Below are 18,624 nucleotides of genomic sequence, written 5' to 3'. Positions count from 1 at the left end.
GGAGGAGCGAAAGTCCGCTAATGGAGGGACGTGTCGCCCGTCCGGGACTCGAGACCCCGCGCAACGGGGAGCGTGAAGTAGAACGTCGTCCCGGCGCCGACCCGGCTCTCGACCCAGATGCGTCCCCCGTGTGAGTCGATGATGCCCTTGACGATCGCGAGCCCGAGTCCAGCGCCACGCTTGTCCGTCCTGCTCGCTTGCCAGAACCGGTCGAACACGTGCGGGAGGTGTTCGGCGGGGATTCCCGGGCCGGTGTCGGCGACCCAGAACAGGGTCTCCTCTCCTCTGGGCTCCGCACCGACCCGGATGTGCCCTCCCGGCGGGGTGAACTTGACCGCATTGCCAATCAGATTCTCCAGCACCTGAATGACCCGGTCCCGATCGGCCCACACCTCCGGTGGCTCGCCATGCAATTCGGGCCGCAGGTCCACGGACACCGCCGACGCAATGGATTCCTGGTTCTCTTGAACCTCGGCCAGGAGCTCCTTCACCGAGACCCGGTCACGTTGGAGCGAGAACGTTCCCTGTTCGATGCGCGTCGCATCGAGCAGATCCCGAATGAGGTGATTCATGCGCATCGCCTGGCGTTGAATCGTGTCCAGGGCCTTGTGGACGGTGCCCTCCAGCGGAGTTCCCATCCGCTGCAGCCGTTGCAACTGAAGGAGGATTCCATTCAGTGGATTCCGGAGGTCGTGGGCGACGATGCTCAGGACATCATCGCGAGACCTCACCGCGCGGCGAAGCGCCTCCTCCGTTTCCTTCAACTGCGTCACATCCGTGTCGACCGCGATCGCTCCAGCGGACCTGCCGCGCTCGTCACGCAGCGGCAGCACCGACTTCATGAGGACCTTCCGGGTTCCGTCGGGGCCCTGGATCCGGATCAACTCACCGATGCTCGTCTCCCCCTTCGATAGCGCGCGGGCGAGAGGCCAATCCTCCGCGGCGAGCGGCTTGCCGGTATCCGCATACCAGCCCTTGGATCCGCGCAGGTCCCACGAGCGCGCGCCGGACCGGCCCCAGATACGCACGGCGGCGGGGTTGGAACGGACGATCCGCCCGGTGGCGTCCGCGATCCGGAGCCCGATGGGTAGAATCTCGAAGATGCCGCTCAAGAGACGCTCGCGCATCCGGAGGGCCTCCTGCGCCTTCATCCGTTCGCTCACGTCCTGGAACACGCCAATCGCGCCGATGATCCGTCCCTCGGCATCTCGGATGGGCCCGGCGCTCCCGAGGATGGGGAGCCGCGAGCCATCCGGGCGCTCGGCGAGGAACTCAGCGCCAAGGATGGTCTCACCGGTTCGAAGCACGCGCGAAGAGAGGAGCTGCTCGCGCGGCACGGGTGTCCCGTCAGGAAAGAGGATGCGGTTGGCGGAGGGAACGCTGCCGAAGAGCTCCACGGCCCGGGGGTTGGAGTAGACGCGCCCGTCGGGTTCGATGAGGATGACGCCGAGAGGCACGGTCTCGAGCACGGCCTGAAGCCAGCGCCGCTCCGCGTCGAGCGCCGAGAGGAGCCGCTCCCGCTCCTGCTCCTGCTCCTTGCGCTCGGTGATGTCGCGGATGAACATGCTCGTCCACTCCGCCCCCTGGCCGTCGAGGAAGATGGAGGAGGAGAGCTCGACGGGGAAGCACCTCCCGTCCTTGCACTTCATCGTGAGCTCACCGCGGAACCGCCCACTGCGGCGCCACTCCTCGAGCGCGACCTGCAGCCGCGGGTCGGAAGGATCGACCACGGCCTGCCAGCCCAGCTTCCGCAGCTCCTCCTCGGTGTAGCCGAGCATCTCGGTACAAGCCCGGTTCGCCATGAGGATGCGCCCATCCGGTGCCGACAAGAGGACCGCATCCATGCTGTTGTCGAAGAGCGCTCTGTAGCGGAGCTCACTTTCACGTAGCGCTTCGCGCATCATCCTGCGCTCGTTCACGTCATGGAGGTACACCGAGAGCGTATGGGCCGCGGGATACGCGTGGACCAGGAACCACCTGCGAGTCGTTGGAGAGAAGGCCTCGAACTCGAGCATCTTCTGCTCCCGCATGGCTCGGCGGCACTCCCGGCCAAGCGTCGAGTCCCACGCCTCCGGGTACTCTTCCGGAAAGAACCTTCCGAGCAGTTCCTCGCGGCCGCGCCCCATGAGCTCCTCCGTCCGCCGGTTGATGTAGGTGAACCGCCACTGCTCATCCACGGCGAAGAACGCGTCCGTGATGCTCTCCAGAACCGCGGTGAGCTTCCTCTCCGCGGCTTCCGCCTGGGTGCGCGCGGCCTCTTCACGGGCGAGACGAAGCGCGGCCTCCTCGGCCTTCCGGCGCTCCGTCGTATCGCGCTGCACGGAGCTGAACTGCACGAGGCGCCCCTGCTCGTCCAGCACGGGGGCGATGCTGATGTCGACATAGAAGGGAGTACCGTCCTTCTTGTAGTTGAGGAGCTCGACCTGGATGGGCTCCCCGCCCTCGAGCGCCGAGCGGATCCGGGCAGTCGCCTGGCGATCCGTGCCCGGCCCCTGCATCATGCGTGGCGACTGGCCGACGACCTCCTCCGCCCGATACCCCGTCATGCGGGTGAACCCCTCGTTGGCGTAGACGATCCTGGGCCCGGGATGCTCCAACGGATCCGCCTCGGTGATGAGGACGGCATCGTTCGCGTTGGTCACGACCGACTCGAGGCTCCGCAGCCGCATTTCGGCGCGCCGCCTCGCGGTCACGTCTCGAAAGACGATGGTGAGTCCGTCCGGCGAGGGATAGGCGTGAACCTCGAACCAGACATCCGCGGGCGCAAAGAAGTCCTCGAAGTGGACGGCGCACTGCTCCCGCATGGCTCGAAGGTATTCGCGTTCGAAGCGCGAGCCCTTCAGTGTCGGCAGGACCTCCCAGACGGACCTGCCGAGCAGCGGCCCCTCCCCTCCCAGGGCGTAGGCCACCCGCTGCGCGGCCTCGTTCACGTAGGTGTAGCGCCAGTCCTTGTCCAGGGAGCAGAACGCGTCGGTGATGCGCTCGAGGATCCGGGTGACGCGCTCCTCGGCTGCTTCGGCCCGGGCCCGCTGCCGCTCGAGCTCCGCCTTCGCCTCGCGGAGCTGGCGGCGGACGAACCCGGTCACGTCCTCGACCTTGTGAATGATGAAGGCGACCTCGCCGTGCGCGTCCAGCACGGGGGTGTTCAGCGGGCTCCAGAACCTCTCCTCGAATCCGCCCTCCTTCCGGGGAAGGTCGTACCTCTGCATCGCCATGGCATCCGGTTCACGGCTGGCGAGCACGCGCTCGAGCGAGCCCCGGAGGTTCCGCACACCGGTGGCCGAGGACTCGGCGGGGTTGGCGGGAAAGACCTCGAACAGACCGCGGCCCAGGATTTCCTGACGCTGTGTCAGGGTCGTACGGAGGTACGCATCGCTCACCGCGATGATCGTGAAGCGCGGTGCATCAGGAGAGAGGACGAGGAAGGGCTCCGGGGCCGCCTCGAACAAGGCCCGGAAATCAGGAGCTCGACCACCATCCTCGGACATCGCATGGACCTCCCAACGCCTGGACTCCACCAGGCGGGGACACGAGGAGCGGCACCCAGCAGGGCACTTCGGCCTCCCCCTGTTCAATTCCAATTTGATGCGGTCCGCGTGCAGAGGGGAGGGTACGTGCAGGCCCCCCTCAGGGGACGGCGGAGAAGGGAGAGATCGAGCCGTCCTACGGTCCTCGGCCCATGCGCTCGTTCAAAGAATTTGGGAAACCTCCGCTCGCTCCGTCGCCCGCTCCGGCAGCGGAGGTGGAGACGGTAGACACCCGTGGTGACTGCAGTCTCCAGGGAAACTGGTGACGGCAGTCACCACCCTGGCCCCGGGAACGGGCGGCCCCCAGAGGGAGCTGTCCTCGCCCTGAGCCTGGCACAACGGGTGCAATGGAGGCTCTCCATCACCGGCATAGGAGAAACCCCATGAAGGTCGCCCCTCCCACTCACCCCCTCATCAATTCCAACTTCAACGCCAACTCCGTGAAGGATGTTCAGGGCGAGAACCTGAGCAAGCTCTCCGATGGCGTGCGCAACGGCTCCATCACCGCCAACGAGGCCAAGACGCTCCTCAAGAATGAGGCGACCTTCTCCAAGATCGCCCAGCAGGCCAACGCCGATGGCAAGATCTCCGCGCAGGAGTCGAGGGAGCTGAAGCAGCTGTCGAAGTCTCTCGGCAGCGACATCGATCGGGCCGCCAGCAACAACCAGCGTGACCTCTTCCTCCCCATCAGGGGAGGCCCGCAGACGACGAGGACGACGCAGGCCAATCAGCTCGAATCCATCGCCGAGGGTGCCAAGAAGGGCTCGCTGAGCTTCAACGAGCTCAACGAGCTCAGCGCCCAGCAGATGGGCATCGCCGACCTCCGTTCCAGCGGCCCCCTAGGCTCCGGCACGCTGGGCTTGAATAGCGAGGTCAAGCTCGCCCAGCAGCAGGCGGAGTTCGACATCGACAAGGCCAAGGATAACGGCCTGGGCAAGGAGAGGCTGCTAGGCCCCCTCCTGAACAAGCCTGATGTCATCGGCCCCAAGATCAATCTGCCCAAGGAGGATGTGAAGCCCTTGGCGAATCCCGCCCTTACGATGATTGCATAGGGGCCGTCCCTATACGCGCTGCTGACGTGCCTCGGGCTCATCCATGTCGATGGGCCCCTGACTGGGGCCGAGCGTCATGGCGCAGTCGTCGCACAGCCAGAACCGGACAATCATCCCGTTGTCACCGTTGGAGATGTACGACGAGCCGCTCACGGCGCCCCCCTCGGGTTTCTTGCAGGAGAGACACACGTGCTGCTGGAACTTCTGGGAATGGGACATCGTTGACCTCACGTGAAAAAGAGAAGGGGATCAGGCGCGCCGAGGCTCAGCTGATGGCCATCTGGTAGCCACCGTTGGGGTTCGAGCGGAGGAAGTGCTCCATCTGCCGCGGGGTGATCGTCTTCACGTTCGCGTCGGCCGGGTCACGGACGATGAAGTTCCCCTTGGAGTCGATGCCAGCCACGGTGACGTAGTGGCCCGAGGTGCGGCCCTCGTTCTGGTGCGGCGGCATGGCGTGGTAGTCGCCGTTGGCCACCACCATCTTGCCGGCCTTGAGCTGCTCGGCCATCCACTGGACGTTGGGGCCTGGGCCCTTGGTGACGCACTTCTTGTCCATCGCCTTGGCCATTCGGGCGATGCCGTTCACGTCCGTGCCGTTGGAGCCAGTGCCGCCCGCCTTGCCCAGGTGCATGATGAGCTGCGCGTCCGTCATGTTCTTGCCGTAGCCGAAGGCCCGGGCAATCTGCGCCATGGACGTGGGGCCACAGTTCGCCCCGCCATTTGAGTAGTTGCCGTCCTTTCCCTTCGGGTTGTACTGGCTGATGTGCGGCACCTTGCTCGCGTCCACCGGACCCTTGTCCGTGATGGGCGTGGCCGGACCCGCCGGGTTGATGTCCACCGGATTCGGCTTGTTGGACGGCTTGAAGCCATCATCACTGGGGCCGAGCGCGGCCGGCAGCTTGAGCGTGTCCCCGGAGATGATGAGGTTCGGATTGGTGATCTTCGGGTTCAGGCGGGTGATTTGATTGATGATGTCCCAGTGGGAGCCCTCCATGCCCTTGCTCTTGAGCTGGGAGGCGAGGCCCCAGAGGGTGTCACCGCTCTTGATGCGGTAGTCGGACCCGGCGCGCGGACTGGAGGGGCTCTTCCCCGGCTTGGAGGAGTCACCGCCCGGAGCGGTGCTGTCGGGCACGGGGCCGGTGCTCGCCGGCGTCTTGCCTCCGGGGAACAGCCGGTTGATGTGGCCTTCGATGAGTCCCTGGTACTTGCGGCCGAGCGAGTCGTTCATGTTGCCGGCGCCACGGTGCCACTCGCGCGCGGCGGCCATGCTGCTGCCGTGCTTCTTGCTCAGCTCGCCGATCGTCTTCGCGAGGAACTCCACCTGCTTCTCCGGCGGAATCGTCTTCGCGCTGGCGCCACGGCCCACCTGCATCCCCGACCACTTCTCGAACGAGGGCAGCAGGCCGTTGTCGTCCAGGCCGATGAGCCCGTGGCCCGTGCCATCGCGGTGCACGCCGTGGTTCTTGAACGAGGACTCCTGCGCGATGATGCCGGCAACCACCTTCGGATCCGCGCCGTACTTCTTCGCGTACTGGTTGATGTAGGGCCAGAGCTGCTGGAGGTTGAGCTGTGCGTCCCGGCTCTGCGGGAGCCTTGCGGTCTTGGAGCTCTGGGTACGGGCAGTCGAGTGACTATCGACTCGAGGGCCAGTCATAGGCGGACTCCTTGAAGGGAAATGAGGTACGGTTTGCGAGAGGATTATCGACAGCCGGAATTTCGAGTTGCTTCATACCGCTCAATCACAAGCAACTCCTCCAGCCCGCCCAATCAAAGACAAAAAAAACCCATACACCCACCTCCAGGGAACCCGGAGGACGTGAGCGCTCGGTGTACGAGGCCATGGGGGCCTCGACTCCAGGACACACGCCGGGCCCGGGTGGCGCATTTCGGCCGGATTGATTTCCGGACCGCGTGCCAACCCCACGGAATCAGGGCACTTCCGGTGTCTGTCGCGGCCCTCCGTCAGGAGGACGTCGGGTCGCGCATGGCGGAGCGGATGCTCAGATCGAGCTGGCTCTGGAGCTCGAGCAGGAGGCTGCCGAGCGCGGGCGTGTCCACGCCAATGCGGGCCGCGAGGCGCACGCGGACCTCCTCGCGCAGCGTCTCCCGGGTCTGAGCCAGCCAGCGCTTCACCGTGGAGCGGTCCACGCGGTAGGCGCGGGCAATCTGGGCCGTCCCCACGCCCTCCACCAGGTGCAGCCGCAGCAGGGTCCGGCCCCGGGGCTCCAAGGCCGTCAGCGCCTCCTGGAACGCCTCGGTGAAGTCCTTGCGGTAGCGATCCTTGATGTAGCGCCGGTCGGCCTCGTCGAGGGGAGCGGCGGCCTCCTCGAGCCGGGCGTCGTCCAGGTCGAACGACAGCTTCCGCTCACGCATCATGTTCAGGGCGGTGCGCAGGGCGGCCACGCGGAGCCAGGCCAACAACGAGCCCTGTCCCGAGTAGTCGGCGATGCGGGGAGGACGCTCTCCACTGGGGACGAAGAGCTTCACGCGCAGAAGCTGGAGGGCCTCGTCCGCCGTGGCCCCATCCATCCCCCGCTGCAGCAGGGCCTTGCGGAGCTGGGGGACGAAGCGCGTCTCGAACTCCGCGAGCGCCTCCGCCTCACCCCGCGCGCACGCGCTCGCGAAGGCCCGCTCTTCCTGATGCTCCGTGTCGCTCATCGTCATGGCCGCCCACGTCGGCTATCCTCTTCCTGGCATGGACTGCTTCGACACGCGACAACTCTTCGCCTTCGCACAGGGCGAGTTGGGCGCCGAAGCTGCCGTGTCGGTGGAAAAACATCTGGATGACTGCACCGTCTGTCGAGCGCTCCTGGCGGAAGCCGCTCGTGTGAGCGGCGGCCCGGAGTCCCAGCCCTCCGAGCCTGGGCAGCCGACCGGACGAGCGGTGCAACCCTGGCTCGCGAAGGGCGCCCTGCTCGGGCGCTATGTGGTGCTCGAGCGCATTGGCGCTGGGGGCATGGGCGTCGTCCATGCCGCGTACGATCCCGAGCTGGACAGGCGGGTCGCGCTCAAGCTCATCCGCATCGACTCGACGAGTCCGGCGCGGCGGGAGCAGGCACAGGCCCGGCTGCTGCGGGAGGCCCAGACCGCCGCCCGTGTCGTCCACCCCAACGTCATCACGATTCACGATGTGGGGCGGTTCGGCGAGCACGTGTTCCTGGCCATGGAGCTCGTGGACGGCACCACCCTGCGCGCGCACATGACACCCGGGAAGGAGCGACGGGACTGGCGCGAGGTGCTGGGGCTGTTCCTCCAGGCGGGACGAGGGCTCTCGGCGGCCCACGCGCAGGGGCTCGTCCACCGCGACTTCAAGCCCGACAACGTCCTGGTCGGCCGGGACGGACGCGTCCGCATCACCGACTTCGGCCTCGCGCGCATCGCCGAGGACCTGGGTGGCCCCCCTGAGTCCGTGCCCCCTTCGGCCCTGCACGGCCTTGACGGCGTGACACTCACGCGCTCGGACATGGTGGTGGGCACGCCGGCGTACATGGCCCCCGAGCAGAAGCGCGGGGAGAGGTCCGATGCCCGCGGCGACCAGTACAGCTACTGCGTCGCGCTCCACGAGGCCTTGTATGGGAAGCGCCCCTTCACCCCGGATCCGGCGGCCAGCCCCGGGAGCGAAGACGCGAAACGCTCCGGAGTGCCGGCATGGGTACACCGGGCCATCCTCCAGGGACTCTCGGAATCACCGGAGGCGCGCCACGCCTCCATGGACGAGCTCCTCCGGCGGCTCAGCGACGCGCCAGGTGCGAAGTGGCGCCGGGTGGGTGCAGCCGCCGCCGCGGGGCTGGTGCTCGTCGCGGGGGGAGCGGCGCTGCACCGGTCCACGTCGGGTGACCCCTGCGGAGGCAGTGAGCAGGCGCTCGCCGGCGTCTGGGACGCACCTCGGAAGAGCGCGGTCCAGGCCACCTTCGCGTCGAGCCCCCTGCCCTTCGCGGCGAGTGCGTGGCGCGAGGTGGAGCGCACGCTGGACGCCTACGCGCGCGACTGGGTGGCGGCGAGCCACGAGGCGTGTGTCGCCACGCATGTGAAGGGCCACCAGCCGGAGCGGCTCCTCGACCGGCGCGTCATCTGCCTGGACCAGCGGCTCAAGGATTTGTCAGCCGTGGTCGACACGCTGGCGGCGGCGGATGCCCAGGTCATCCAAAACGCAGTGCGCGCGGCCCATGGCCTGGAGAGCCTGGCCCCCTGCGCGGACATCCCGACGCTCGCCTCACCGGAGCCACCGCCCTCGGATGAGGGGACGCGGCGCCGGATGGAGGAGCTTCGCGCACGGCGCGCCGCGGTGCGGGCGAAGCTGAACGCCGGCCAGGTGAAGCCCGCGCTGGAGCTCGCCACGGAGGTGGCCCGGGAGGCTCACGACGTGGGCCATGGCCCGCTGGAGGCCGAGGTCCTCGCGCTCCTCGCGGAGACGCAGGCCCAGGCGCGTCAAATCCGGGAGGCCATCCGGACGTGGCACCGGACCATCCAGGTCGCGGAGTCGAGCCGGCACGACCGGCAGGCCGCGGAAGCGTGGGCCGCGCTGGTCCGCCTGCACAGCTTCGAGGAGGCGAGCCTGGACCCGGACGAGGAGGTTCCCCGTCACGCGGCGGCGGCCCTGAAGCGCCTGGGTGGAGATGCCCGCATCGAGGCCATGCTGTCCCGGAACCTCGTCAGCCTTCACCGGGCCCGGGGCAGGCTGACCGAGGCGCTGGTGGAGAGCCAGCGTGCGCTCGCGCTGGCGCGGAAGACCTACAGCGAGAAGGAGCCGGAGCTCGCCACCGCCCTGCTCGGCCAAGGACAGATTCTCGGGCTCCTGGAACGTCACGAGGAAGGACTGCCCTTCCTCCTGGAAGCGGAGTCCATCTACCGAAAGACATACGGCCCGGAGCACCCCAACCTGGCGGTCGTCCTGGATACGCTCGCCGTTCACGAGGTGCGGGCTGGCAACGCCGCGCGCGCGCTGGAGTACGCGGGCCAGGCCCTGGCCATCTACCAGCGGGTCCATGGCGACGAGCACCTGATGACGGCGGGCACGCTCCACAACCGGGGCGGCATCCTGCTCGAGCTGGGCCGTGCGGAAGAGGCACTCCGGACGTTCGAGCGCGCGGCCCGGATTCGAGAGAAACAACTGGGGCCCGCGGACCCGAAGTTCGCCTCTTCCCTGTCCGGCATGGGACGTGCGCTCGCGAAGCTGGGGCGCTACCAGGAGGCGGCCGAGCACCACCAACGCGCGGTGGACATCCGGGAGAAGGCCCTGGGGCCGGAGAGCCTCCAGGTGGCCATCGATCTGCTGGGGCTGGGCAGCGACTTCGTAGAGATGAGCATGCCACGCAAGGCACTCGCCCCACTCGAGCGCGCAATAGCCATCTTCGCACGCGCACCGGCAGGGACAGAGGATGAGAACCTGGCGGATGCACGGTTCGCTCTGGCCCGGGCGCTCGCGAGCGAGCCACGAGACCTGGAGAAGGCGCGCCAGCTCGCGAGCGCCGCCCTCGATGCCTACCGACGACTCCCCCAGACGCGCGCTCCGACCCGCGAGCAGCTCGAGCGGTGGCTGGCCGAACATGGCGGCGCGCCCCGCGGTCCCATCGCAGCGGAGCGGTGACAGCGCGCTCAGAGCCGCAGCTTCTTCCCCGTGGTCTTTCCGGCGCGGATCTCCACTTCGATGACGGTGGAGATGTCCTTGTCCTCATTGACGAGCTTGAGCTGGTGCCGCCCCACGGGGAGGGGGACCTCGATGAGGGGCGTAGCTCCCAGCTTCCGACCCCGGAGATAGACGTAGGTCCGGGGCGTGGTGTCCAGGGACAGCCGTCCCCTGGCGCGCTTCGTCACGCGAGCCACCTCGGCCGCGGACAGGGGCTCCGCAGATTCCGGGACGGGAGCCTCGGCCACGAGGGCCTCGGGCGGGAGCGGCTGCGGAGGGGCGGCCAGCTCGAGAATCACCACGGTCCGCTCACCCGGTTGGGACAGCTTCACCGGACGTTCCACGGGCTCCCTGCCCTCGAGCAAGGCCTTCACGAGGTGCTCGCCCGGGGCGAGCGTCTCGAGCGTCAGAGGCGAGACTCCCACCTCCTGACCGTCCACCGAGATTCGAGCGCCAGGGGGAGCCGTCTCGATGGTGAGCACGGGCGGCTTCACGGGCGTGGGCGGGCGCTCGGCGACGGGGGGCGCATGGACGATGGACGGCTCGACGGGCGACGCGCGCAGGGCGAAGAAGACCCCGGTGATGGCGAGCAGCGACACCCCGGCGGCACCGGCGAGCCAGGGCCAGCGGCGCCAGCGGGGAGCGGGCAGCTTCAAGGTGAGCTCTTGGGTCCCGGTCACACGTGCCGGCATGGACGACCCGGACTGGCTGCGCCCCGCGACCCTGCGGACGCTCGAGGGGGTGAGCTCCCCGACGCGCGCCGTCTCCAGCAGCCGGGCGCGCTCCTGGATGCGCTCGCCGAAGAGCTGCATCATGAAACGAGCCATCTCACAGCTGTCCGGCTCCTTGGGCTGGCCGCGCAGCCACTCCGTCAACGCCGCATGGAAGTGACGGGCGCTGGCATAGCGCTGGGCGGGCTGACGCGCGAGGGCCCGGGAGATGATGCGGCTCAAGGACTCGGGAACGCGCGGGTTGCGCTCGTGGGCGATCGGCAGCGGCGTCCCGTCGGCCAGCATGTTCATCGCGGCGAGCGACTCGGTGGAGGGGAAGAGCCGCGTGCCCGTCACCAGCTCGAAGAGGACGATGCCCAGCGAGAAGATGTCGCTGCGACCATCGAGCGGCTCGCCTCGCGCCTGCTCGGGCGACATGTACGCCGCCTTGCCACGCACCTGGCCCACCTGGGTCTGGGTCTCACGGTTGGCGGCCTTGGCGATTCCGAAGTCCAGGAGCTTCACCGTGCCGTCGTAGGTGACCAGGATGTTCTGCGGCGACACATCCCGGTGGACGATGCCGAGCAGGGCCCCATCGGGCCCCTGCTTCGCGTGGGCATAGGCCAGGCCCTCGGCGGCGTCCGCGACGAAGCGCACCGCGAGGGCGAGGGGCAGCAGCTTCTTCTGACGCGCACAGGCCCGGGCGATGGAGGTCAGGGTCTCGCCCGCCAGGTACTCCATCGCGATGTAATAGGCCCCTTCTTCCTCTCCCAGCTCGAAGATCTGGACGATGTGAGGGTGGTTGAGCTGAGCGGCGAGCCGGGCCTCATCGAGGAACAGTCCCACGAACTCCGTATCCGAGCTCAGCTTCTCGACGAGGCGCTTGATGGCGACGAACTTCTCGAAGCCCCGCGGCCCGGTCTGCCGCGCCAGCCAGATCTCCGCCATGCCTCCCACGGCGAGCCGCGCCAACAGCTGGTAGCGACCCACAGTCACCCCTTCCCGCCAGATGACGAAGCGCTGGGTGTCACTCTCCGAGGTCCAGGTGTGGAGGTCACGCACGGGACGCGCATTCTTCATCCCGCCGGGTCACTGTCAATTCAGTGTTTTCCTATCATTCCATTATTCTCAATAAAGGGGGTGGTTTCCCTTCATCGACTTGTCACACCCACCATCACCTTTCCAATCTCCATCCGTCACGTGCTTGATTGCTTCTTAAGAAATCAATCCGAGAGCCCGTGGAGATTCCCTCTCCCCCTGGGAGAGGGCGAGGGTGAGGGTCTTCCCCCTGGACTGCGTCAGGATCACCCCTGCGCACCGTGGCCTACGTGTGCCTGGGACTGGCGGCAGGAGCGGGCGCGGTGGACAGCCTACGCCGTGGAGTTCGAGCCCTGAGCGGCCACGCCGGGGCACGGCTCAGTTGTCAATGGGAATCCGACTAGCCCTGGCGCCACCTGTATTTCCCAGGATTGGATCACTCCCGCGCCATAGCAGGAAAACAAGTTCACCATTCCCGCGCCCGGTACGAGGAGCACGCGTGGGAATCACACGATGGGCTGCCTCCCAGGCCATGGGGCGGAGAGCAGCCCAACACTCTCCGTCTGGCATTGCCGATGCTCAGGGCTCGCCGCAGGAAGAGGCGCCCTTCCCGAAGCGCTCACCGTGGCGCCAGGAGCGAGAGTCCAGATGCACATGTGGAACAAGGGTCTGGTGGCGGCCGTTCTGGTGGTGGGAGTGGGAGCCGGGTGCGGTGGCACTGAGCAGGAGGCCCAGAACGAGTCGAGTGGCTCCCCTGTGCTGGCGCAGTACCTGAATCGTGGCACGGAGCTGGAGGCGTTGGACGGCGACAACCAGTGCCCAAGTTGGAAGTTCTGCAAGGAGCTCGACGGCAACAAGAACATCACCCACGTCTTCTTCGACTTCCCCTCCAAGAAGGACCTCGAACCCGGGAAGGACTACAAAGTCTACTCATACACGGACCAGCGGGGCTGGGAGGAGGTCACCGACCGTGTGAAGGACCAGGGCGGACCCTGCGATGAGCTGGGCCTGTCCTACCGGTTCGAGCTGCCGGGCCCGGATCGTCATGCCAAGGTCTGTGTTGCCTTCAAGGACAGGAGCTACAAGGTCGAGTTCGGCCACAAAGAAGATGGGTTGTGTAAGAAGGACGGCGAGGGCAAGTGCAAGGACGAGGACCACGCCCTGTAGTTCGAGGGTGTGTCGGCGGGCTGCTTCAAGCTCGAGGTGGGTGCTACGGTACCCCCACCCAGGCGGCCAGAGCGCCGTGGGGTGAAACCCTGGAGTTCGAGCATGAGGCCGCCCGAGGAAGTGCATCCACGTCTGTCCCTGCCACTGACCGCGGAGGGCTACGCCGCGGCCAATGAAGCCTTCCGGCGTTGCTGGTCAGTGGACCGTGCGGAGGTGCTGTCCTTCCTCCGCGCCCATCCGCCCTCCATCGGAGCCGAGGGACTGAACGTGCTGGGTGTTGGCGTCGGAGACGGCTCCTTCGACCTCCAGCTCATCGACACCCTGCACTCGCTGGTCGGCGACGTGCCCCTCTCCTACGTCGCCGTCGAGCCCAACGAGGCGCAGCTCGACGGCTTCCGCTCGCGAGTGAGTGGGGCGCCGAAGCGAAACACCCAGTTCACCTTCCTGGCGCTCCGGGCCGAGGACTACGTGCCGGAGCGACGCTTTGCGCTCATCCACTACATCCACTCGCTCTACCACATGCCTGGTGGCGAGGAGCGCCTGCTCCGCATGTCGCTGGAGCACCTGCGTCCCGGCGGCAGGTTGCTGATTGCCCTCTCCTCGGAACGAGGCGGCATCTACCAGCTCATGCAGCGCTTCTGGAACGAGCTCGACTACAGCTTCTCCACCGGTGGGCTGTTCGGCCAGGAGAGCCTGCGGGAGTTGTTCGAGCAAAACGCCATCCCCTATCGCTATGAGCTCTACCCTCACGTGTCCATCGACGTGAGCGCCTGCTTCGAGCCGAAACCGGAGCTGGGCAGGAACCTGCTCAACTTCCTGCACCAGGCGGATATGCAGCGCGCTCCCGAGTCGCTACGCCAGCGGGTGCTCGACGCCCTGGCGGAGCTCTCGCACGTCGTCGAAGGCCGACGCCTGCTGCCCCACCCCAGCGGCGTGTTCACAGCGTCCACGTCATGAGTGAAGCTCGCGCACCCATGAGACGACATGCACCGTCCGCCGAGCGCAACCGCGAGCCCATCCTCGCCATCCTCCGCGAGCTGCTGCCCTCGCGAGGCACCGTGCTCGAGGTGGCCAGCGGCACCGGCCAGCACGCCGTCTTCTTCTCCCGCGCCTTCCCGGGACTCGTATGGCAGCCCACGGACGCAGACCCCACCGCCCTGGAGAGCATCGAGGCATGGCGTCGGGAGGAGGGCCCTCCCAGCTTGCGCTCGCCCCTCGTACTGGATGTCAGCACCGCCCCCTGGCCCATGGAGTCCGCGGACGCGATGGTCTGCATCAACATGATCCACATCTCGCCGTGGGAGGCATGCCAGGGATTGATGCGCGGTGCCGCCCGGGTGCTCTCGCCCGGCGGGCCGCTCATCCTGTATGGCGCGTACTTCATCGAGGGCCGGCCCACCGCGCCGAGCAACCTCGCCTTCGATGCCTCACTGCGCGAGCGCAACCCGGCCTGGGGCGTGCGCGAGCTGGGCGCCGTCACGGCGGAGGCGCGGGCGAACGGCTTGGAGCTCGACCGTGTCGTTGACATGCCGAGCAACAACTTCACCGTCGTCTTCCGCCAGCGCGGCGGGTGAGATGCGGAGCACGCCCGCCAGGCCGGACCCCTGAGACGCGACCCTCAGTCCTCCGTGTCCTCGTGAAGCGTTCGCGTGAGCTCCTGCAGCGTCGCGCGCAGACGCACGAGCTCACCGATGGAGAGCTTCGTCTTACAAAAGAGGGCCTGGGGGATTTCCCGGGCCTTCTGTTCGAGGCGCTTGCCCTCGGCGGAGAGGAAGACCTCGACGACGCGCTCGTCCGCGCTGCTCCGCCGTCGCTCGACGAGCCCTCGAGCCTCGAGGCGCTTGAGCAGCGGCGTCAGCGTCGCGGAGTCAAGGTAGAGCCGCTCCCCGATACGCGAGACCCGCGCACCGTCCTCCTCCCAGAGCGTGAGGAGGACGAGGTACTGGGGATAGGTGATGCCGAGTTCCTCGAGCAGCGGTTGATACGCCCCCGTCATCGCACGCGACGCCGCGTGGAGCGCGAAGCAGAGCTGGTTCTCGAGTCGAAGAACGTCGGTCATCGGTCGAGTCTACTCTAGCCCTCGCTCAGGCGAGGCGCACGTCCACCGCGATGTTGCCGCGCGTCGCGTTGGAGTACGGGCACACCTCGTGGGCAGCGCGCAGGAGGGACTCCGCCTGCTCGCGCGGAAGCTCGGGAATCGAGGCAACGAGCTCCACCGCCAGTCCGAACCCCTGCCCCACCGGGCCAATCGTCACATGGGCGGTGATGCTGACCGGCCCCGTGGTGACCTTCTTCGCACGAGCGACGTGACCGAGGGCGCTCCCGAAGCACGCGGCGTAGCCGGCGGCGAAGAGCTGCTCGGGGTTGGTGCCCGCACCGTTGCCGCCCAGCGCCCGCGGGGGGGCCAACGCCACATCCAGAAGTCCATCATCGCTCTTGGCGCGCCCATCACGCCCCGCCGTAGCCGTGGCGACCGCAGTGTAGAGGCGCTTCTCGAGAACCACAGGTGACTGGCTCATGCGTTTTCTCCTGATGGGAGCGTGTCCCGTTCGAGGCGTGGAGCCCTTGGCCCCTCGCCATGGACTGAATCTAACCCCAACAGCACCGCTTGCAACTAAATCGTGCACGATTCTTAATCTTGCGCTGAGTGATGGCCGGCCACACCCTCAGCGAGGGTGGGAATCGCCCCACGTACAACAATGTTGGGCCATCAAAAAGATTCACCCATCCAGAACCCGCCAGCGAGCGGCCCGTTGAGCACACGGCACCGACTCGGATTCAGCCTTGTCGCGGGCTGCTCCCGGGTCGAAAACCGAGCCATGCACGGACCTCTCCCGCTGATGAGAAACACCTTCGTTCACGTGCTCCTCCCGCCCCTCGGGCTTCTGGGGACGCTGCGCCACGGCTCGGCCGGAGCGCATGTCCAGGCACGGAGCTGAGGGCCACGAAATGCCCGAACAGAATCCGCGGAGATGGGCGGGACACGCGTCCCCGGATGAGGAGCTTGCACGGCTCCTCATCGAGAGCATCGACAACTACGCCATCTTCATGCTCGACCCCTCGGGACGCGTGGAGAGCTGGAACAGCGGTGCGGAGCGAATCAAGGGCTACAGCGCAGGGGAAGTCCTGGGGCGGCACTTCTCCCTCTTCTACCCGCCTGGGGAGATCATCGCCGGCAAGTGCGAGTACGCGCTGCGGTGCGCCACGGAGCAGGGGCGTTTCACGGATGAGGGCTGGCGCCTGCGCAAGAATGGCGAGCGGTTCTGGGCCAGCGTGACCCTCACCGCCATGCGCGACGCCACGGGCCAGCTCCGCGGGTTCGCCAAAATCACGAAGGATCTCACCGAGCGCCGCCTGGCTGAGGAGCAGCTGCGCCGGAGCGAGGAACAGTTCCGGCTGCTGGTCTCGGGCGTGAAGGACTACGCCATCTTCATGCTGGATACCGAGGGACGCGTGCTGACCTGGAACTCCGGCGCCCAACGCATCAAGGGATATGAGGCTCGGGAGATCATCGGGCAGTCCCTCAGCCGCTTTTACACGGACGAGGCGGTGGCCCTGGGCAGGCCTTGGGATCTGCTGGGCGAGGCCGCGAGGCACGGGCGCGTCGAAGACGAGGGCTGGCGTGTCCGCAAAGACGGCTCCCTCATCTGGGCGAACGTGGTCATTACCGCCGTGTACGACGAGACGGGAAAGCTGCGGGGGTTCGCCAAGGTCACGAGGGACCTCTCCGAGCGTCGCAAGGTCGAGGAGCGCCTGCGGCGGAGCGAGGAGCGCTTCCGGCTGCTGGTCTCGAGCGTGAGGGACTACGCCATCTTCATGCTGGATACGGACGGGCGCGTGATGACCTGGAACGAGGGGGCGGCGAGTATCACGGGCTACACGGCCAAGGAGATTGTCGGCGAACCCGTCGCCCTCCTCTACCCGCCAGAGGAAGTAGCCAAGAACAAGCCAGCCCTGGACATCGAAACGGCGAAGCGGGAGGGCCGCCTCGAGGAAGAGGGGTGGCGCCTGCGCAAGGACGGCACGACCTACCAGGCGCGCGTGACCCTCAGCCCCGTCTATGACGCGACGGGTGCGCTGATGGGTTTTGCCAAGGTGACCCGCGACCTCACCGAGAGCAAGCGAGCGGAGGATGAGCGGGTCCGGCTCGCCCAGGCGCAGGAAGCGATCCGGATGCGCGACGAGTTTCTCTCCATCGCCTCGCACGAGCTGAAGACACCGCTCACCGCGCTCCAGCTCCAGCTCCAGAGTATGAGGGAGCGCCTGGATGCTGTGGAGCCCAAGACCCATGCCAAGCTCGAGCGTGCGGTTCGCAGCACCGAGCGGCTGTCGGACCTCATCGAGAAACTGCTCGATGTCTCGCGGCTCTCGAGTGGTCAGCTCACGCTCCACCTGGAGCGGTTCGACCTGCTCACCGCCGTGAATGACGTCACCGAACGCCTGCGCGAAGCAGCGACCCACGCCTCCTGCGAGGTCCGGCTCCAGAGCGGACAGCCCATCGAGGGGGACTGGGATCGCCTCCGCATCGAGCAGGTCCTCACCAACCTCTTGTCCAATGCGTTCAAGTACGCGGCCGGAAGCCCCATCGAGCTCTCGGTCTCGCGGGAGGGGCCCGACGCGCGCCTCGTCGTCACCGACAAGGGGCCCGGCATCCCAGAGAAGGACCTCCCCCGGCTGTTCGGCAGGTTCGAGCGCGCCGCGTCGATACGCCACTACGGCGGACTGGGCCTGGGGCTTTACGTGAGCCGGGAGATTGTCGAAGCCCATGGCGGGAGCATCTCCGCCAGCAATCAGCCCGGGGGGGGTGCCTGCTTCACGATCCGACTGCCGGCGGTGCCTCCCGCCCAAGGCGAGACCGCTTCCCGTCCTGAGTGACGCGCTCCCCGCGGCTCAGCGCTCGGGGCTCAGGATGATGTGCAGCTCCTCGAGCATCTCCTTCTCGGCGGCTTGAAGCCGGCCGTCGCACGCGATGAGCGCGCGGGCCGCCTCGAAGACCTCGTCCGGGCGGTCACGCAGGAGCGCCAGGTCCGGAGCCGGTGGGGCGGCGTTGCCCTCCAGCAACTTCTTGAGCGCGGCGATCTCCGACTCCGGAACACCCCAGCTCCGCGCCGAGCCCAGGATGGTCCCCACCTCCTGCAGGTCCAGCTGACCATCACTCCAGGCGAGCTGGAGCATCAGTTTGAGCACCTCGATGTTGAAGTCGTCTTCCGCGGTGAGCTTGGCCATGTGGGTTCTCCGTGGCGCCCCAGCCTCGCCGTTGAACAGCGGTCAGTAAAGCCCCACCCTCTGCCCACGAGCCGACACCTCCCCCCAGGGTCAGGTCCGCGTAAAGCCTCCATTCCCAGCAATCCCAAGCACGCGGAGGCCGTGGCCTCACACCAGGAGTCCACGGCTACGACGTCGCTGCAGATCTGCCAGCCCGGCAAAAGCCTGACAACGCCCCGCGCGCGCCCTGCAAGTCTTTGATTGCGCGACTCTACGCGGGAGCCGTTTTCCCTGAGATC

Annotated in this window: 14 protein-coding genes; 6 read left to right on the top strand and 8 right to left on the bottom strand. The window is 67.4% G+C overall.

Features of this window, described 5'->3' with window-relative positions; translation table 11 throughout:
- Positions 1 to 17 precede the first annotated feature (17 nt).
- Positions 18 to 3,488 carry a PAS domain S-box protein gene (locus F0U60_RS06735; protein ID WP_395815582.1) on the bottom strand — a complete coding sequence of 1,157 codons (3,471 nt, stop codon included), beginning with the start codon at positions 3,486 to 3,488 and terminating at the stop codon, positions 18 to 20.
- 422 nt (positions 3,489 to 3,910) lie between these two features.
- Here F0U60_RS06735 and F0U60_RS06730 point away from each other — a divergent pair, with 422 nt between their 5' ends.
- Positions 3,911 to 4,579, top strand: a complete 669-nt coding sequence (locus tag F0U60_RS06730; RefSeq protein ID WP_395815580.1) for a hypothetical protein — start codon at positions 3,911 to 3,913, stop codon at positions 4,577 to 4,579.
- Between the two features lie 9 nt (positions 4,580 to 4,588).
- Here F0U60_RS06730 and F0U60_RS06725 read toward each other — a convergent pair whose 3' ends face one another.
- From F0U60_RS06725 to F0U60_RS06715, 3 genes are all read right to left on the bottom strand, one after another.
- Positions 4,589 to 4,798, bottom strand: a complete 210-nt coding sequence (locus F0U60_RS06725) for a hypothetical protein (RefSeq protein WP_395815578.1) — start codon at positions 4,796 to 4,798, stop codon at positions 4,589 to 4,591.
- Between the two features lie 46 nt (positions 4,799 to 4,844).
- A complete protein-coding gene (locus F0U60_RS06720) occupies positions 4,845 to 6,233 on the bottom strand; it encodes a C39 family peptidase (protein WP_395815576.1) in 1,389 nt (462 codons plus the stop codon).
- Between the two features lie 308 nt (positions 6,234 to 6,541).
- A complete protein-coding gene (locus tag F0U60_RS06715) occupies positions 6,542 to 7,243 on the bottom strand; it encodes a sigma-70 family RNA polymerase sigma factor (protein WP_395815574.1) in 702 nt (233 codons plus the stop codon).
- Between F0U60_RS06715 and F0U60_RS06710 the strand changes: the two genes are divergently transcribed.
- On the top strand, positions 7,227 to 10,166 hold the full coding sequence (locus tag F0U60_RS06710) for a tetratricopeptide repeat protein (protein ID WP_395815572.1): 2,940 nt from the start codon (positions 7,227 to 7,229) through the stop codon (positions 10,164 to 10,166). The two genes, F0U60_RS06715 and F0U60_RS06710, sit on opposite strands and share 17 nt — an antisense overlap.
- Before the next feature lie 8 nt (positions 10,167 to 10,174).
- Here the strand turns inward: F0U60_RS06710 and F0U60_RS06705 are convergent, their stop codons facing one another.
- Complete coding sequence (locus F0U60_RS06705; protein WP_395815570.1) at positions 10,175 to 11,977, bottom strand: serine/threonine-protein kinase; 1,803 nt, start codon at positions 11,975 to 11,977, stop codon at positions 10,175 to 10,177.
- Positions 11,978 to 12,601: 624 nt separating this feature from the next.
- On the opposite strand from F0U60_RS06705, the gene F0U60_RS06700 reads away from it, so the two are divergent.
- From F0U60_RS06700 to F0U60_RS06690, 3 genes are all read left to right on the top strand, one after another.
- Complete coding sequence (locus F0U60_RS06700; RefSeq protein ID WP_395815568.1) at positions 12,602 to 13,120, top strand: hypothetical protein; 519 nt, start codon at positions 12,602 to 12,604, stop codon at positions 13,118 to 13,120.
- A 102-nt stretch (positions 13,121 to 13,222) separates the two neighbouring features.
- Positions 13,223 to 14,077: a methyltransferase domain-containing protein gene (locus F0U60_RS06695; RefSeq protein ID WP_395815566.1), complete on the top strand. Its 855-nt coding sequence runs from the start codon at positions 13,223 to 13,225 to the stop codon at positions 14,075 to 14,077.
- Between the two features lie 17 nt (positions 14,078 to 14,094).
- Positions 14,095 to 14,694: a DUF938 domain-containing protein gene (locus F0U60_RS06690; RefSeq protein WP_395815564.1), complete on the top strand. Its 600-nt coding sequence runs from the start codon at positions 14,095 to 14,097 to the stop codon at positions 14,692 to 14,694.
- A gap of 44 nt (positions 14,695 to 14,738) precedes the next feature.
- Here F0U60_RS06690 and F0U60_RS06685 read toward each other — a convergent pair whose 3' ends face one another.
- Positions 14,739 to 15,179 (bottom strand): MarR family winged helix-turn-helix transcriptional regulator, encoded by a 441-nt coding sequence (locus F0U60_RS06685; RefSeq protein WP_395815562.1) that lies wholly within the window; start codon positions 15,177 to 15,179, stop codon positions 14,739 to 14,741.
- A gap of 25 nt (positions 15,180 to 15,204) precedes the next feature.
- Complete coding sequence (locus F0U60_RS06680; protein WP_395815560.1) at positions 15,205 to 15,639, bottom strand: organic hydroperoxide resistance protein; 435 nt, start codon at positions 15,637 to 15,639, stop codon at positions 15,205 to 15,207.
- A 430-nt stretch (positions 15,640 to 16,069) separates the two neighbouring features.
- Here F0U60_RS06680 and F0U60_RS06675 point away from each other — a divergent pair, with 430 nt between their 5' ends.
- Positions 16,070 to 17,995, top strand: coding sequence for a PAS domain S-box protein (locus F0U60_RS06675; protein ID WP_395815558.1), 1,926 nt, complete (start codon positions 16,070 to 16,072; stop codon positions 17,993 to 17,995).
- Between the two features lie 15 nt (positions 17,996 to 18,010).
- On the opposite strand, the gene F0U60_RS06670 is transcribed toward F0U60_RS06675, so the two are convergent.
- Positions 18,011 to 18,346, bottom strand: a complete 336-nt coding sequence (locus F0U60_RS06670; RefSeq protein WP_395815556.1) for a TerB family tellurite resistance protein — start codon at positions 18,344 to 18,346, stop codon at positions 18,011 to 18,013.
- Positions 18,347 to 18,624 lie beyond the last annotated feature (278 nt).

It is taken from the genome of Archangium minus (assembly GCF_044360475.1).
Classification (GTDB): Bacteria; Myxococcota; Myxococcia; order Myxococcales; family Myxococcaceae; genus Archangium; species Archangium minus.
Note: the sequence above shows the minus strand (reverse complement) of the source record. Positions and strands in the feature narration are given on the sequence as shown.

What these genes read in the sequence shown, in the direction of transcription:
- F0U60_RS06735 (WP_395815582.1), bottom strand. Translation starts at nt 3,488, where the DNA reads ATGTCCGAGGATGGTGGTCGAGCTCCTGATTTCCGGGCCTTGTTCGAG.
- F0U60_RS06730 (WP_395815580.1), top strand. Translation starts at nt 3,911, where the DNA reads ATGAAGGTCGCCCCTCCCACTCACCCCCTCATCAATTCCAACTTCAAC.
- F0U60_RS06725 (WP_395815578.1), bottom strand. Translation starts at nt 4,798, where the DNA reads ATGTCCCATTCCCAGAAGTTCCAGCAGCACGTGTGTCTCTCCTGCAAG.
- F0U60_RS06720 (WP_395815576.1), bottom strand. Translation starts at nt 6,233, where the DNA reads ATGACTGGCCCTCGAGTCGATAGTCACTCGACTGCCCGTACCCAGAGC.
- F0U60_RS06715 (WP_395815574.1), bottom strand. Translation starts at nt 7,243, where the DNA reads ATGACGATGAGCGACACGGAGCATCAGGAAGAGCGGGCCTTCGCGAGC.
- F0U60_RS06700 (WP_395815568.1), top strand. Translation starts at nt 12,602, where the DNA reads ATGCACATGTGGAACAAGGGTCTGGTGGCGGCCGTTCTGGTGGTGGGA.
- F0U60_RS06695 (WP_395815566.1), top strand. Translation starts at nt 13,223, where the DNA reads ATGAGGCCGCCCGAGGAAGTGCATCCACGTCTGTCCCTGCCACTGACC.
- F0U60_RS06690 (WP_395815564.1), top strand. Translation starts at nt 14,095, where the DNA reads ATGAGACGACATGCACCGTCCGCCGAGCGCAACCGCGAGCCCATCCTC.
- F0U60_RS06685 (WP_395815562.1), bottom strand. Translation starts at nt 15,179, where the DNA reads ATGACCGACGTTCTTCGACTCGAGAACCAGCTCTGCTTCGCGCTCCAC.
- F0U60_RS06680 (WP_395815560.1), bottom strand. Translation starts at nt 15,639, where the DNA reads ATGAGCCAGTCACCTGTGGTTCTCGAGAAGCGCCTCTACACTGCGGTC.
- F0U60_RS06675 (WP_395815558.1), top strand. Translation starts at nt 16,070, where the DNA reads ATGCCCGAACAGAATCCGCGGAGATGGGCGGGACACGCGTCCCCGGAT.
- F0U60_RS06670 (WP_395815556.1), bottom strand. Translation starts at nt 18,346, where the DNA reads ATGGCCAAGCTCACCGCGGAAGACGACTTCAACATCGAGGTGCTCAAA.